Genomic DNA, 14,335 nt, shown 5'->3' with positions numbered 1-14,335 from the left:
GATCGGTCGTCGGGGTCATCGCGGCATTCCTTATGGGCCCAAACATGTCGGAGATTAACCCTTTTGTCCGAATGTCCCGGGGAAAAGGGCTGCTCTCCCCGGGGATATCGGACAGGGGGTGGTTGGAAGACCATAGGGCGCCCGCAGTCGCTGGACTTGCGCCAGCGCGCATAAAATTTGTCGTGGGACGCAGGGAGTCTCGGCGGTATCTGCGGATTCATCGAGCGATGACCGAAGCGAATGCTATTCGGGTTTCCAAGGGGGCAGGGCCGGATCCGGCCACGGTGCGCGTCGTTCCGCGCACGGCGAGCACGCGCATGTACTAATCTGCCGGAGCCGCCGCGAAGCAGGGTGCGGCGGCGCACGGGCGGACCCTGCGCGGGAGCGGTTGCGCGCCGGGTGGAGGTGAAGGGTGTCTTCGGTGGCCGAAGGAGCCTATGCCGTCGAGGCGTCGCCGGCGGACCCCGCCCCCGGGGCCGTCCCGCCCCCGGCCGAACGGCCGGGCCCCTGGAACGACCGGCCCGCCACCGCCCCGCACGACCGCCTCGGCCGACCCCGCCCCCGTCCCGGCGGCGGACCGCGGGTCGTCCGGACGGCCTCCCGCCGCGGCGCCGCCGCGTACCAGATCGCCGAACTGCGGCCCGAGCAGCCCGCCCGCGCGCTGCGGCTCCTCTACGGCGCCGCCGAGGAGGACCACCGGCTCCTGCTGCTCCTGGGCGGGCGGCTCGTCCTGCGCCAGGGCGGCGCGGAGATCCTCCTCGCACCCGGCGACGGCGGCCTGTTCATCCCGGCCGAGCCGCTCGAGTCCCAGCCTGAGGTGCCCGTCCGGGGCCTGCTGATGACCATCCCCGCACACGAGGCGCGCGAACGGCTCGACCGCCCCCTCACCCGCCTCGACCTGACCACCGGCGTCGGCCACGTCGTGCAGGGCATGATGAAGGACGTCCACGGCGAGCGCGGCCGCCTCACCCCCCGCCAGTTCGACGTCATCTGCGACCGCATCGTCGAGCTGCTGTGCCTGCTCGCCGACGACGGCCGGCCCGGCGTCCCCGGCCACCTGGCCGAGGTGGAGTCGATGGTGCGGCGGCACGTGCGCGCCCACGCCGCCGACCCCAAGCTCAACGGCGCCGCCGTCGCCCGGGACCTCGGCTGGTCGCTGCGCCAGGTGCAGCTGGCCCTCCAGCAGGCCGGCACCACGCCCCGCGAGCTGATCAGGGAGGAGCGGCTGCGGCTGGTCCGCGAGCGCCTGCACAGCCCCCGCCACCGGCACATGACCATCACCGAGCTGGCGCACTCCTCGGGCTTCTCCTCCGCCAGCGCCCTCAGCACCGCCTTCCGCCAGCGCTACGGCATCAGCCCCAGGGAACTGCGCCACGAGACCGCCCGCCGCACCACCCCCTGACTCCCAGGCATGGAGGGGCCTCTCAGGCGCGGCTGAGGGCGGCCTCCTCCAGGTCGAGCTCGTTCAGGACGCGGTCGAGGACCTCGTCGTCGATGCGGCGCTGGTCGCGCATCTGCACGAACACCCGGCGCTCGGCCGACAGCATCTCCCGCCGCAGCCGCCGGTAGGTCGCCGTCGGGACCTCCTCGCCCTCCGGGCCGGTGCCTCCGCCCAGCCGCTCCCACGCCTTGAGCTGCCGGTGCTCGGCCAGCTGCCGCAGCCGTTCCACCACCGTCTCGTCCACCGGGGCGGACTCCTGGGCGAGCACCTCCTCCAGGCGTTCCAGCGCCGCCTTGGCGGCGGCGTGCTGCGCGCCCGCCTCGGTGACCGTGTCCATGTACTGCTCCCGGTGCCCGGCGATGCCCAGCCGCCGGATCAGCGCCGGGAACGTCAGGCCCTGCACCAGAAGCGTCGCCAGGACCGTGGTGAAGGTCAGGAACAGGATCAGGTCGCGGCCCGGGAACGGCCGGCCGTCGTCGGTGGTGAACGGGATCGCGAACGCGGCCGCCAGCGACACCACCCCGCGCATCCCCGCCCAGGAGATGACCACCCGGCCGCGCCAGTCGACCCCCTGCTCCTTGCGCCGCACCGACGGCGAGAGCCACACCCCCAGATAGAAGGTGGGGAACACCCACAGGAACCGGACCGCGACCACCAGGACGAAGACCGCCGCGGCCCACCAGGCCAGCTCGGTCCAGTCGTACCCGGACAGCCCGTCGACCACCAGCGGGAGCTGGAGCCCGATGAGCAGGAAGACCACCGACTCCAGAATGAAGATCATGACCTTCCAGAACGAGCGCCCGATCAGCCGGGTCGCCGCCGCCGACTCGGCCGCGCGGTGCCCCAGGTAGAGCCCGCTCACCACCACCGCGATCACCCCGGAGGCGTGCAGCACCTCGGCGATCAGGTACGCGGCGAACGGCGCCACCAGCGTCACCGCGTTCTCCACCACCGGGTCGCGCAGGCGGCTGCGCAGCCAGTGCATCGGCGGCCCCAGCAGCAGCCCCACCGCGCAGCCCAGCACCGTCGTGAGCGCGAACCGCTCCAGGCCGTCCAGCATCGTGAAGCCCGCGCCCGCCGCGGCGGCCACCGCGACCCGGAAGGCGGTCAGCGCCGTGGCGTCGTTGAAGAGGCTCTCCCCGACCAGGATCGTCACCACCCGGCGCGGCAGCCCCAGCCGCCGCGCCACGCTCACCGCCGCGACCGCGTCCGGCGGCGCCACGATCGCGCCCAGCGCGAACGCGGCGGCCAGCGGCAGCCCGGGGATCATCAGGTGCGCCGCGTACCCGACGGCGACCGTGGTGAACAGCACCAGCCCGACCGACAGCACCCCGATCGTGCCGCTGTTCTGCCGCAGGTTGACGTAGGAGCTCTCCCAGGCCGCCGTGAACAGCAGCGGCGGCAGGAAGAAGAACAGCACCAGCTCGGGGTCCAGCTCGAAATGCGGCACGTCCGGGACGAACGAGACCAGCAGCCCGGCGATCACCAGGATCAGCGGGGCCGAGAGCCCGGCCCGCCGCGCGAACGCCGCCACCGCCAGGGCGGCGACCGGCACCGCGAGCAGCCACAACGCTTGGATTGCCTCCACAGGCGCATCATGGCACGCCGCGCCGTCCCCATCACACCGCGGCCGTGCCGGGGCCGGGACGGGCCCGTCTCGGAGGGGGACGGCGGGCGGGTCAGGACGGGGCGTGCGGGCGGGTCAGGAGGGGTCGCGCACCCGCGACTCGCGGGCGGCCTCCTTGGCGAAGGCCAGGAAGTCGCGGGCCACCGGCGGCAGCTGGCGGTGCGCGTGCACCAGCCCGATCAGCCGGGTGATCGGCGGCATGAACGAGCGGACCGCCAGCCCCTGGGTGTCGTCGAGCTGGTTGCGGTACCACAGCAGCGAGCCCATCCCCGCCCGCACCCAGCCCAGCCAGGCGCCGCGCTCGTCGGACTCCACCGCCGGCACCGGCCTGGCGCCCACCCGCTCCAGGATCGCGTCGATCTCCGCGCGCCGGGCGCTGCCCCGGGCCGGCAGCACCAGCCGCAGCCCGTCCAGCGCGGCCGGCGGCACCGGCTCGCGCAGCTTCAGCCCGGGCGGCGAGATCAGCACCACCTCGCGCTGCTCGAGCGGATGGGCGGCCAGATCGCCGGGCACCGGCAGATCGGTCACCGCCAGATCGGCCCGGCCCGCCCGCAGCGCCGTCGCCACCGACTCCCGCCCCTCGCAGCGGATCACCCGGACCCGCACCGCGGGCTGGTCGCGGGCGAACCGCGGGATCAGCCGCCCGGTCAGCTCCGGCTCCAGGGACGCGGTGGCGGCGATGCGCAGCTCGGCGCCCCGCCCGTTGGCGCGCGAGACCGACAGGCCCTCGATCGCCTCGACCGCGTCCAGCGCGACCCGCGCCTGCCGGACCACCTGCTCGCCGACCGCGGTGAGCACCACGCCCCGGCCGGACCGCGCGAACAGCTCCACGCCCAGCTCGCGCTCCAGTTCCCGCACGGCCCGCGACAGGGCCGGCTGTGCGACGTAGAGCGCCTGGGCCGCCGACGTCATGGTTCCGTGGTCGGCGGTCGCCACGACATACCGCAGCTGCCGCAGATTCATGCCCTGACCGTATGCCAACCGGCTCGGCTGGTCCTGGACATAGCCGGAATCGGCTGCGTTTCGAAGTCCCGGCCTCGGGTTCGGGACGCGGCCTAGGGCAGCGCCCCGGTCCGGTGCCCGGGGCCCGGCTCCTGTCCGGACGCCGGCTCGGGCTCCAGGGGCGGGGCGCCGACGGCGCAGTGCATCTTGCAGCGGGGCTCGCGCTCCTCCGGCGCGGCGCGCAGCGCGCCGTCGTCGACGGTGAAGAAGCTGAGCGCCGCGCCCGCCGCCAGCAGCGCCGCGCACACCGGCATCGCCAGCCGGAACCCGTCGGAGAAGGCGGCCGGGTCCTTGTAGGCGTCGCCGGTCAGCCCGGCCAGCGGCGGGATCGCCGCGACCGCCAGCAGCCCCGCCGCCCGCGCCACCGCGTTGTTGACGCCGCTGGCCACGCCCGCGTGCCGCTCGTCGGCGCTGGCCAGGACGGTCGCGGTCAGCGGCGCGACCACCGCCGACAGGCCCAGCCCGAACACCACCACGGCGGGCAGCACGTCGCGGACGTAGGAGGCGCCCGCCCCGATCCGGCCGACCAGCAGCATCCCGGCGGCCGCCACCACCAGCCCGACCGTCATCGGCAGCCGCGGCCCGATCCGCTGCGCCAGCGCGCCCGCCCGCGAGGACAGCAGCAGCATCAGCACCGTCACCGGCAGCAGCGCGGTGCCCGCCGCCACCGCCGAGAACCCCGACACCACCTGGAGGTTCAGCACGAACAGGAAGAACATCACGCCCATCCCGCCGTACACCACGAAGGTCACGACGTTGACGGCGGAGAACTGCCGGGAGGCGAAGACGTCCAGCGGCAGCATCGGCCGCGGCGCCCCGGCTCCTTCCTTCTTCGCGCCGCGCGGCCATACCGGCAGGCGGATCCGGCCCCGCCCCCGGCCGCGGGCGCGTTCCACCAGGACGAACCCGGCCGCCGCCCCCAGCCCGATCGCCGCCGCCGCGCCGACCAGCGCCGTCGAGACGCCGCCCTCCGGCCCCTCGGTGAGCGCGTAGGTCGTCCCGGCCAGCGCCAGCGCCGCCAGCGCCGCGCCCAGGACGTCGAACCGGCCCCGGGCCTCGGGGTCCACGGTCTCGGGGACGTGCCGCACCGCCACCAGCACCACGATCACCGCCAGCGGCAGGTTGAGCAGGAACACCCAGCGCCAGCCCGCCTCCACCAGCCAGCCGCCGGCGAACGGGCCGATCGCGGCCGCCACCCCGCCCAGCCCCGACCAGGCCCCGACCGCGCGGGGCCGGTCGTCGGGCGCGAACGACGCCTGGATGATCGCCAGCGAGCCCGGGGTGAGCAGCGCCCCGCCCACGCCCTGCAGCGCCCGCGCCGCCACCAGCGTCCCGACGTCCTGCGCCGCCCCGCACAGCAGCGAGGCCACCGCGAACCACACCACCCCGATCACGAACACCCGGCGGCGGCCGAACCGGTCCCCGAGCGAACCGCCCAGCAGGATGAACCCGGCCAGGGTGAGGGTGTAGGCGTTGACCGTCCACTGCAGCCCGGCCATGTTCGCGTTCAGGTCGCGGGCGATGGTGGGGAGCGCCACGTTCACCACGGTCGCGTCCAGCGCCGCGACGCTGGAGCCCAGGACCGTCGCCAGCAGGATCCAGCGGCCGGGCCCGGTGCCCAGCCGAATCTGCTCCATCAGTGCCCGACCCGGCCCGTCAGACGATCAGTTCGTCGACGAAGCACCACCGCCAGTCCTCGCCCTGCTCGAAGGAGCGGACGACCGGATGCTCGCTCTCGTGGAAGTGCGCGGTGGCGTGCCGCCGCGGCGAGGAGTCGCAGCACCCCACATGCCCGCACGACAGGCACAGCCGCAGGTGCACCCAGCGGCTCCCCTCCGCCAGGCACTCCTCGCACCCCCTCGGCGTCCGCGGTGACGGATCGGAGTCCGGCAGGACCTTCACATGTTCACAGGCCATGCCTGCATGGTGCCACGCGTCCGGTCAAAACCTCACCAATGGTCAGGACTGAACGGTTCGTCCTCGGGCCTGGCCGACTCCGACAGCAGCCGCACGTCCGACTCCACCATCATGGTCACCAGTTCCTCGAAGCCGACCGCGGGCTCCCAGCGCAGCTGCTCGCGGGCCTTCTTGGGGTCGGCGCACAGCAGATCGACCTCGGCGGGACGGGTGTACTTGGCGTCCAGCACGACATGGTCCTGCCAGTCCAGCCCCACCGTGCTGAAGGCGAACTCGACCAGGTCGCGCACCGACTGCGTCTTCCCCGTCCCGATCACGTAGTCCTCGGGGGAGTCCTGCGCCAGCATCAGCCGCATCGCGCGGGCGTAGTCGCCGGCGAAGCCCCAGTCGCGCCGGGCGTCCATGTTGCCCAGCCGGAGCTCCGCCGCCAGGCCGAGCTTGATCCGGGCCGCGCCCAGCGTCACCTTCCGCGTGACGAACTCGGCCCCGCGCCGCGGCGACTCGTGGTTGAACAGGATCCCGCTGACCGCGAACATCCCGTACGACTCGCGGTAGTTCTGCGTGATGTAGTGCCCGTAGGTCTTGGCCACGCCGTAGGGGCTGCGCGGATGGAAGGGCGTCTTCTCGTTCTGCGGCGTCTCCCGCACCATGCCGAACATCTCCGACGAGGACGCCTGGTAGAAGCGGATCTGCTCGCGGTCGGGCGTCCGGGACGGGCTGATGCCCGACACCACCCGGATCGCCTCCAGCATCCGCAGCACGCCCATGCCGGTGACCTCGGCCGTCAGCTCGGCCTGCTGCCAGGACATGGGAACGTAGGAGATGGCGCCCAGGTTGTACACCTCGTCGGGCTGGACCAGCTCCACCGCCGAGATCAGGCTGCCCTGGTCGAGCAGGTCCCCGGTGGTGATCTGGACGTCGCCGATGTGCTTGCGCAGCCGCGCCACGTGCGGGTTCGCCTGCCCCCGCACCAGGCCCCAGACCTCATACCCTTCGGAGAGCAGATGCTCGGCCAGGTAGGAGCCGTCCTGCCCGGTGATGCCGGTGATGAGTGCTCGCCTGGACAGCGGATCCTCCATGGCTGATTGGCTGATAAATCAGACGATGGCCTCGCCCCGGGGCCGCGGCTCCGCGGTGAGTGTGAAATCCGAGGTTAGCGATCGCTCGTACGAACTGACGAGGGAGGGCACCGTTTGAACCGAATTTGTTTCGGGTTCACGATAGTCCGTTACGTCCGGGTCCGCGGGGAACGTGGCGGTGCCCATGGTGGCGGGCGTGCAGGCGGACCCGGTGGCGAACGTGGCGCGGACCATGGCGTGGACCATGGCGCCGAGCCGCCCCGATGTGCCACGGTGTGATCATCATGACTGTCCCCGAGGTGCCGCTGCGGCTGGGCGGCCGGGAGCTGGGCCGGTACGCGATCATGGCCGTGGTCAACCGGACCCCCGACTCCTTCTTCGACCGCGGCGCCACCTACGGCTTCGACGCGGCGCTGGACGCCGTCGGGCGCGCCGCCCGCGAGGGCGCCGACATCGTCGACATCGGCGGGGTGAAGGCCGGGCCGGGCGACGACGTCGACGTGTCCGAGGAGCTGCGCCGGGTGGTCGACCTGGTCGCCGCCGTGCGCGAGCGGCATCCCGGGCTCATCGTCAGCGTGGACACCTGGCGGGCCGAGGTGGGGGAGGCGGTCGCCGCCGCCGGCGCCCACCTGCTCAACGACACCTGGGGCGGGCCGGATCCGCGGCTGGCCGAGGTCGCCGCCGCGCACGGCATCGGGCTGGTCTGCGCGCACGCGGGCGGCCTGGACCCGCGCACCCGCCCGCACCGGATCGGGTACGAGGACGTGATGGCGGACGTGCTCGGGCACGTGGTGGCCGAGGCCGAACGGGCGGTGGCGCTGGGCGTGCCGCGCGCGTCGGTCCTCATCGACCCCGCGCACGACTTCGGCAAGAACACCCGGCACTCGCTGGAGATCACCCGGCGGCTGGGGGAGATGACCGCCGCCGGCTGGCCGGTCCTGGTCGCGGTGTCCAACAAGGACTTCATCGGGGAGACCCTCGGGCAGCCGGTCGAGAAGCGCGGGGTCGGCACGATGGCCGTGCTCGGCGTCTCGGCGTGGCTGGGGGCCCGGGTGTTCCGCGTCCACGACGTCGCCGGCGCCCGCCGCGCACTGGACGCCGTCACCGCCCTCGGCCCTGCCGCCACCGGCCCCTGAACGCCCAGGGGGCATCGGTCAGGGGGCGCCGGTCAGTGGGCGGCCTCGCGCTGGCGGGCGCGGTAGGCGGCGACGTGCATGCGGTTGCCGCAGGTGCGGCTGTCGCAGTAGCGGCGGCAGCGGTTGCGGGACAGGTCCACCAGGACGCGCGAGCAGTCGGGCGCCTCGCACGTGCGCAGCCGGTCCAGCTCGCCCGCGGACACCACGTACGCCAGCGCCATCCCGCAGTCGGCCGCCAGGTGCTCGAACAGCGGCGCGCCCGGGGCGAAGAAGTGCACGTGCCAGTCGTAGTCGTCGTGGTCGGTGAGGTGCGGGGTGGTCCGGACCGCCCCGACGATCTCGTTGATCAGCCGGACCGCGCTGATCACGTCGGGCGCGTCGAACACGGCGCGGAACCGGTCCCGCTGCTGGCGGAACTCGGCCACGTCCCGCCCGGTGACCTCGCCCACGTCGCTGAAGCGGTGCCGGTCGAGGAAGGCGCGCAGCTCCGCCGGGCCGGCCAGCCCCTCCGCGCCGCCGGCCGCGGGCCCGCTGTTGATCAGGTCGACGACGACGGCGAGCGCGTGCTCGGTGTCATGAGTGAAGATCACGATGACTCCAGTGTGGGAACCGGGCGGCCTGTCCCGGCGGTGCCGGGCCCGCGCGGCTGGCCTTCACTTTATGACGGCCCGCCCGCCGGCCGCCCCCGGGACGGCGCAGCGTACCGGAAACCGCGGATCCGGCCCCGTCCCAGCGGTCAGCGCGAGTAGTGGGGGTCGGCGACCACCGGGTAGTAGGCCCCCTCGTGCTGGACGCGCATCGTGACGACCTGGCCCTCGAGCGCGTAGTCGGCCTTGACCTGACGGAACATCGAGTCCGACGCCCACGGGTTGTAGAGCCGCCCCACCGTGGCGCCGTAACGCAGGTGGACGACGTCGTACCCGCCCGACGGCATGCTCTCCAGGGCCAGCCCGTCGGCCAGCGACAGCGGGAAGCGGAACTCGCCCGGCGCGTCCGCCCCGTGGATCACCGTGAGCAACCGCACGCCGCTGGCGGTGGTCTGCGCCACGATGTCGGTGTCGACGTCCACGCCCACGAACACCCGCAGGCTGGGCCGCAGCACCTGCCCGACCGTGTCGGCCGCGGTGACGTCGATCCCGATGTGGACGCGCTGGCCGTCCTTGGTGGGGACCCAGACGCCGTCGCGGGCGCGCTGTCCCCAGCTGACGTCGGGGTTCTCCAGTTCCTGGGGCTCGTTCTTGCCCCGGGCGACCAGAACCCTGGAGGCGGCGTTCATCGCCGCGGCAGCGCCGTCCTGTGCATGCCTCATGGCGGGCCCCCTCGCCTTCCAACCGTCACATCCGTGAGGACGACTTGATCCGGGTCTATCACGGGGACGCGCGGCCGTACGCCTCTTGGCCTGCACTGGCTCGCTATGTGGCGTCCACCCCGTGCGACGTTGGACCTTACACCACGCTTATATCGAACGGTCAGGCGCCATGGGCGATATGGACCTGTCCCCGGGTGCTCACGGAGCGTGTCCGCCAGGACCAAGCGGTCTCCGCGGGACGGTCCCGGCAGGGCGGCCACCGCTCCGTCCGGCGCCCGCGCCCGCGAACGGGGGAGCCGGCGCGGACCCGGTGGCACCGGTCGAAGGCGGTCGGTCCGCGGCCGCGGGCGCCCGTCCCGGCGCGCGGCCGCGCCGGCGAACGGGCGGCACGGCGCCGCCCGCCGCCCGCGGCGCGAAAAACACATTGCGCCCGATCAAGAACCGCCGCATCCTTATGTACATCGAACGGAACGAAAGGCAAAAGAAAGAACGATGGGGTGAGCCACCGGTTAGGCGGCTGGTCTCCAAAACCAGCGAAAAGTGGGTTCGACTCCCACCGCCCCTGCTGAATGATCTGCCGGGCTTGTGGTGTAACGGGAACACTTCTGTCTTGCACACAGACGATCAGGGTTCGATTCCCTGCGAGTCCACGGGCCGGACCCCGCGGTCGGCCGCCCTCGCCAGGCGGCGGCCGCGGGGCCGGTGAAAACGCCCGGCATTCGCCGGGACGCGCCGTAGAAGCCTTTCCGGTGAGGCACCAGACTTCCAATCTGGAGAATCGGGTTCGAATCCCGGCTACGGCTCCGCGACGGCCCGCCCTCCCCGGCGGGCCCCGCCCCGGAGGGTTGGCCGAACGGTAAGGCAGCAGTTTCGAAAACTGTCGTTGAGGCAACTCATGGGGGTTCGAATCCCTCACCCTCCGCCCATCGGCACGGCGCCGGCCCCGGTCCGTTCGGCGAACCGGGGCCGGCGCCGTCCGCCGCGGGACGCCCGGCGGACCCTCGGGGAGGCGGTCCGCCGGGCGCCGTTCCGTCCGTGCCGGCGGCCGTGCCGGGCCGGCCCGTCAGCCCGCCAGGGCGGGCGCGAGGGCGTGGCCGGAAGCGGTCTTGAGGTCGGCGAGCACCTCCGAGAGCCGGTCCAGCCCGGCGGCGATCCAGGGCAGCGCGGCCGGGGCGGGGTCGGTGAGGGCGGCCAGGCGCTGCTCGTCGGTGTCCCCGTACAGCAGGCTGGTGGCCACCCGCATCCGCAGTGCCTCGGCGGGCTCCCCGAACGCCGAGGCGGGCAGCACGCCCACTCCGTACCGTTCCAAAAGCAGCCCGCACAGCTCCGCGCCGGTGCGCACGCCGCACGCCTCGCGCAGCCGCTCCCGGAACGGGCCGAAGTCCGGGTAGACGTAGAAGGCCGCCTCGGGGGCCCGCACCCGCGCCCCCGCCTCGGCGAACCGGTCCGCCACGGCGCCGGTCACCGCCGCGTGCAGGCGGCGGCTGCGGTCGATGTGCTCGACCAGTTCGGGCGGCTCGCCGAAGGCGAAGGCCGCGGCGTGCTGCATCGGCGCGGGCGCGCTGGACCACAGCTCGCTGGCGATGCCCAGCAGCCTCTCCCGCAACTCCCGCCCGAACCGGGCGTCCGGCAGCCTCGCCACCCCGAGCCGCCACCCGCCCGCCGCGAGGTTCTTGCTCAGCGCGGTCGTCACCACGGTCCGCTCCGGCGCGTACTCGGCCGGGCTCGCCACCGCCCGCGCCGCGGGATCGTGCACCAGGTCCCGGTAGATCTCGTCAGAGATGATCACAAGGTCGTGCTCGCGGGCCACCGCGCACAGCCGCCGCACGGTCTGCTCGGAGGCCAGCGTGCCCGTGGGGTTGTCGGGCAGCGTCACCACCACCGCCCGGATCGCCCGGCCCGCCGCCCGCGCGCGCACCACGGCGTCGGCCAGCAGCGCCGGGTTGGGCACGCCGCCCTCGCCCGGCGGCGTCGCCACCGGGACCGCCCCGGCGCGGGTGATGGCCGCCTGCGCCGCGTACGAGACCCAGCTGGGCGACGGGATGGCGATCTCACCCCCGATGGCCGTCATCAGCGCGAACAGCAGCGGCTTGCTGCCGGGACCGGACACCACCAGGTCGGGGTCGGTGGGCAGCCCCCGCCGCTCCCAGTACCCGGCCGCGGCGGCCCGCAGCGGCGCCGAGCCCGCGACCGGGCCGTAGGCGCCGCGGCCCGCGGCGCCCGCCAGCTCGCGGGTCAGGGCGGGGTGGATGGGGACGCCGGCCTCGCCGAAGCCGAGGGCGAGGACGGGCAGTCCCTCGCGTCTCTTCCGCGCGATCGCTTCGTTGATGGCGAGCGTGGGGGACAGCGGGACCGGCCGGGCGGACGGGTTCAAGACAGGCATCGCAGTACTCCAGGGCATGACGAAATAGGCGTTGCGGGGTGGGAGAGGGGATGGCGAGGCGAATCCCCGTAAAACGACCCGGCCGGGTTCACCCTTCATGCTGCCCAGGGCCGAGCATCATCACAAGCGAGTCTCACCGATGCTGACCGTAAGATGGGATGATGCTAGAGCTGCGTCGGCTGCGCCTGCTGGCCGAGTTCGCCCGCCGCGGGAGCATCGCGGCCACCGCCTCCTCCCTCGGTTACACCCCGTCCGCGGTGTCCCAGCAGCTCGCCGCCCTCGAACGCGAGGCCCGGGTCGCCCTGCTCGACCGCACCGCCCGCAGCGCCGAGCTGACCGACGCCGGGCGGCGCCTGGCCCAGCGCGCCGAGGAGATCCTGGGCCTGGTCGAGGCCGCGGAGACCGAGCTGTCCTCGCAGGCCGACGCCCCCATGGGCCGGGTCGTGGTCACCGCCTTCCCCACCGCCGCCGTCGCCTTCGCCCCCGCCCTGGCCCACAGCCTGCGCGACCATCCCGACATGACGTTCGTGCTGCGCCAGACCACGCCCGGCGACGGGATCCGCCAGGTGCAGAGCGGGGAGGTCGACATCGCCCTGGTCGACGACTGGTCCGGCAAGCTCCCCGACCAGTCGCCCGCCGCGCTGAAGTTCTTCCACCTGCGCCGCGACCCCCTGGTGCTGGCCGTCCCCGCGTCCCACCCCATGTCCGACCCCCACCAGCAGGTGGACCTGCAGAAGCTGCGGGAGGAGCCGTGGATGGCGGCGCCGACGGGCGAGCCGTCCCGGCAGGCGGTGGAGAAGCTCCTGGACACCGTGGGCGGCGCCCGGCCCGTCCCCTGGGAGTTCGAGGGGCTGCACACCATCCTGAGCCTGGTGGCCAGGGGCATCGGCATCACCGCGATCCCGGCGCTGGCGCTGGCGGCCGGCGACCAGGGCGTGGCGGTACGGCGCATCCCGGACTGCGTCCTGGCCCGCGAGGTGTACGCGGTGACCCGCGCGGCGAGCGTGCGCAGGCCCTCGGTGACGGTCACGCTGCGCGCGATCTACGCGGCGGCCAGGGAGGTCCAGCCCGCCCCGCCCGAAGACTGACCTGTGTTTCAAAGCCCCGGCCTACGGCGCTCGCCTGGCGGCTGTGTTTCTAAGTCCCGGCCTACGGCGCTCGCCTGGCGGCTCGCCCCTAACCGGGCCTGTGGCGAGCGCGGCATCGCTTCGCGATCTGGCCGGTGACGCTCGCCTCCGGCGTCGCACCACCGCCCAGGTAACGCGCTCGCGCGGTACCTGACCACCAAAAACCAAGAGGGGCCGGCGCGGCAAGGAACGTGCGGCCCTTCCCCCCTTTCGGACGAACTCAGCCGTCAGCCCAGCTCCGAACGGTCGCTCGGGCGTGCGATCGCGTCCGAAGGCAGGTTCGAGCGGAGCGAGAACCTGATCGCGGAGCGAGCCGCCAGGCGAGTTCGGAGCGATGCAGCGATCGCCGCATGCGCGACAAGCGACGAGCCGCCAGGCGAGGAGCGCAGCTCGCGCATGCAATGAATAAGTGCGGCAGCGCCTCGATCTTCACGTACCGTGGAGCGAGTCGCCGCCACAGCCGCCTCCCCGGGAGCCCCGCCGCAGATGGACCGCACGCCCCAGCACGGATTCGAGCTGCCGCGGCTCACCTGCATGCTCCGGCACGCGCTGCCCCGCTTCGTCGAGGGCGTGATCGCCCCGGTCGCGGTCTTCTATGCCGCGCTCGTGCTGCTGGGCCTGAACGGCGCCCTGGTCGCCGCCGTCTCCTGGGTCTACGGCGGGATCGCCTGGCGCTACTGGCGCGGCCACGGGGTCCCGGCGATGCTCCTGCTGGCCGGGCTGGGCGTCACCGTACGGGCCGTCCTGGCCGCCATCACCGGCAGCCCCGTCGTGTACTTCCTCCAGCCCACCCTTGGCACGCTCCTGGTGAGCATGGCGTTCCTGGCCTCGGTCCCGCTGCGGCGCCCCCTGGCCCAGAAGGTGGCCACCGACATGGTCCCGATGCCCGAGGCGTTCCTGAAGCACGCCCGCGTCCGCCAGTTCTTCCTGCGCATCTCCCTGCTGTGGTCGCTGGTCTTCTTCACCAACGCCCTCTTCAGCCTCTGGATGCTGTTCCACGAGTCGATCGGCACCTACCTCTGGGTGCGGACCAGCGTGGTGGCCCTGCTGGGCGCCGCCGCGGCGGCCGTGTCGGTGTTCGGCTTCCGGCGCTGCCTGCAGCACGTGAACGGCGAGGCGGGCGCCGGGCCGGGCGCCGAGACCGCGCTGGCACCCGAGCCCCGCGCCGCCGCGGCCTGACCGCGTTCGCGATCTTTCTGGAATTGGTCCCCCGGATCGGCAACTTCTCCGGCGCACCAGGCGTCTCACAAGGTCGGATAGATACGTACAACACGGGGTTAACCAGGGGCAGTGGGAGTATTCGTGGGACTTAAA

At 73.5% G+C, this 14,335-nt stretch carries 12 protein-coding genes and 4 tRNA genes; 8 read left to right on the top strand and 8 right to left on the bottom strand.

Annotated elements, in window-relative coordinates; translation table 11 throughout:
- Positions 1–421 precede the first annotated feature (421 nt).
- A complete protein-coding gene (locus ACZ466_RS55780; protein WP_378292319.1) occupies positions 422–1,402 on the top strand; it encodes a helix-turn-helix transcriptional regulator in 981 nt (326 codons plus the stop codon).
- Positions 1,403–1,424: 22 nt separating this feature from the next.
- On the opposite strand, the gene ACZ466_RS55775 is transcribed toward ACZ466_RS55780, so the two are convergent.
- From ACZ466_RS55775 to ACZ466_RS55755, 5 genes are all read right to left on the bottom strand, one after another.
- Complete coding sequence (locus tag ACZ466_RS55775; protein WP_378292317.1) at positions 1,425–3,029, bottom strand: Na+/H+ antiporter; 1,605 nt, start codon at positions 3,027–3,029, stop codon at positions 1,425–1,427.
- Positions 3,030–3,143: 114 nt separating this feature from the next.
- Positions 3,144–4,031 carry a LysR family transcriptional regulator gene (locus ACZ466_RS55770; RefSeq protein WP_378292315.1) on the bottom strand — a complete coding sequence of 296 codons (888 nt, stop codon included), beginning with the start codon at positions 4,029–4,031 and terminating at the stop codon, positions 3,144–3,146.
- 92 nt (positions 4,032–4,123) lie between these two features.
- Positions 4,124–5,707, bottom strand: coding sequence for an MFS transporter (locus ACZ466_RS55765; protein WP_378292313.1), 1,584 nt, complete (start codon positions 5,705–5,707; stop codon positions 4,124–4,126).
- Positions 5,708–5,726: 19 nt separating this feature from the next.
- Complete coding sequence (locus ACZ466_RS55760; protein ID WP_378292311.1) at positions 5,727–5,987, bottom strand: ubiquitin carboxyl-terminal hydrolase 14; 261 nt, start codon at positions 5,985–5,987, stop codon at positions 5,727–5,729.
- 32 nt (positions 5,988–6,019) lie between these two features.
- Positions 6,020–7,054, bottom strand: a complete 1,035-nt coding sequence (locus tag ACZ466_RS55755; protein ID WP_378292321.1) for a GDP-mannose 4,6-dehydratase — start codon at positions 7,052–7,054, stop codon at positions 6,020–6,022.
- Positions 7,055–7,350: 296 nt separating this feature from the next.
- Between ACZ466_RS55755 and folP the strand changes: the two genes are divergently transcribed.
- Complete coding sequence (gene folP / locus ACZ466_RS55750; RefSeq protein ID WP_378292309.1) at positions 7,351–8,202, top strand: dihydropteroate synthase; 852 nt, start codon at positions 7,351–7,353, stop codon at positions 8,200–8,202.
- A gap of 32 nt (positions 8,203–8,234) precedes the next feature.
- Here the strand turns inward: folP and ACZ466_RS55745 are convergent, their stop codons facing one another.
- Complete coding sequence (locus ACZ466_RS55745) at positions 8,235–8,792, bottom strand: CGNR zinc finger domain-containing protein (RefSeq protein WP_378292307.1); 558 nt, start codon at positions 8,790–8,792, stop codon at positions 8,235–8,237.
- 146 nt (positions 8,793–8,938) lie between these two features.
- Entirely contained in the window at positions 8,939–9,511 is a 573-nt protein-coding gene (locus tag ACZ466_RS55740) for a hypothetical protein (protein WP_378292305.1), read from the bottom strand.
- A 494-nt stretch (positions 9,512–10,005) separates the two neighbouring features.
- Between ACZ466_RS55740 and ACZ466_RS55735 the strand changes: the two genes are divergently transcribed.
- The 4 genes from ACZ466_RS55735 to ACZ466_RS55720 all read left to right on the top strand — a co-directional run bounded on the left by ACZ466_RS55735 (position 10,006) and on the right by ACZ466_RS55720 (position 10,433).
- Positions 10,006–10,076 (top strand) — tRNA-Trp (locus tag ACZ466_RS55735).
- A 14-nt stretch (positions 10,077–10,090) separates the two neighbouring features.
- Positions 10,091–10,161 (top strand) — tRNA-Ala (locus tag ACZ466_RS55730).
- Between the two features lie 81 nt (positions 10,162–10,242).
- Positions 10,243–10,314, top strand: a tRNA-Gly gene (locus tag ACZ466_RS55725).
- Between the two features lie 36 nt (positions 10,315–10,350).
- Positions 10,351–10,433: transfer RNA gene (locus tag ACZ466_RS55720), tRNA-Ser, on the top strand.
- Between the two features lie 141 nt (positions 10,434–10,574).
- Here ACZ466_RS55720 and ACZ466_RS55715 read toward each other — a convergent pair.
- Positions 10,575–11,894 (bottom strand): pyridoxal phosphate-dependent aminotransferase, encoded by a 1,320-nt coding sequence (locus ACZ466_RS55715; RefSeq protein ID WP_378292303.1) that lies wholly within the window; start codon positions 11,892–11,894, stop codon positions 10,575–10,577.
- A 161-nt stretch (positions 11,895–12,055) separates the two neighbouring features.
- Between ACZ466_RS55715 and ACZ466_RS55710 the strand changes: the two genes are divergently transcribed.
- Together ACZ466_RS55710 and ACZ466_RS55705 are read left to right on the top strand one after the other, a co-directional pair.
- A complete protein-coding gene (locus tag ACZ466_RS55710) occupies positions 12,056–12,982 on the top strand; it encodes a LysR family transcriptional regulator (RefSeq protein WP_378292301.1) in 927 nt (308 codons plus the stop codon).
- Between the two features lie 525 nt (positions 12,983–13,507).
- Positions 13,508–14,200, top strand: a complete 693-nt coding sequence (locus tag ACZ466_RS55705; RefSeq protein ID WP_378292299.1) for a VC0807 family protein — start codon at positions 13,508–13,510, stop codon at positions 14,198–14,200.
- The last annotated feature ends 135 nt before the right edge of the window (positions 14,201–14,335 follow it).

It is taken from the genome of Actinomadura rugatobispora, from assembly GCF_055379765.1.
Note: the sequence above shows the minus strand (reverse complement) of the source record. Positions and strands in the feature narration are given on the sequence as shown.

Bases quoted from the DNA above. Each gene is read 5' to 3' on its own strand.
- ACZ466_RS55770 (WP_378292315.1), bottom strand. From the start codon at position 4,031: ATGAATCTGCGGCAGCTGCGGTATGTCGTGGCGACCGCCGACCACGGA.
- ACZ466_RS55765 (WP_378292313.1), bottom strand. From the start codon at position 5,707: ATGGAGCAGATTCGGCTGGGCACCGGGCCCGGCCGCTGGATCCTGCTG.
- ACZ466_RS55760 (WP_378292311.1), bottom strand. From the start codon at position 5,987: ATGGCCTGTGAACATGTGAAGGTCCTGCCGGACTCCGATCCGTCACCG.
- folP (WP_378292309.1), top strand. From the start codon at position 7,351: ATGACTGTCCCCGAGGTGCCGCTGCGGCTGGGCGGCCGGGAGCTGGGC.
- ACZ466_RS55740 (WP_378292305.1), bottom strand. From the start codon at position 9,511: ATGAGGCATGCACAGGACGGCGCTGCCGCGGCGATGAACGCCGCCTCC.
- ACZ466_RS55715 (WP_378292303.1), bottom strand. From the start codon at position 11,894: ATGCCTGTCTTGAACCCGTCCGCCCGGCCGGTCCCGCTGTCCCCCACG.
- ACZ466_RS55710 (WP_378292301.1), top strand. From the start codon at position 12,056: ATGCTAGAGCTGCGTCGGCTGCGCCTGCTGGCCGAGTTCGCCCGCCGC.
- ACZ466_RS55705 (WP_378292299.1), top strand. From the start codon at position 13,508: ATGGACCGCACGCCCCAGCACGGATTCGAGCTGCCGCGGCTCACCTGC.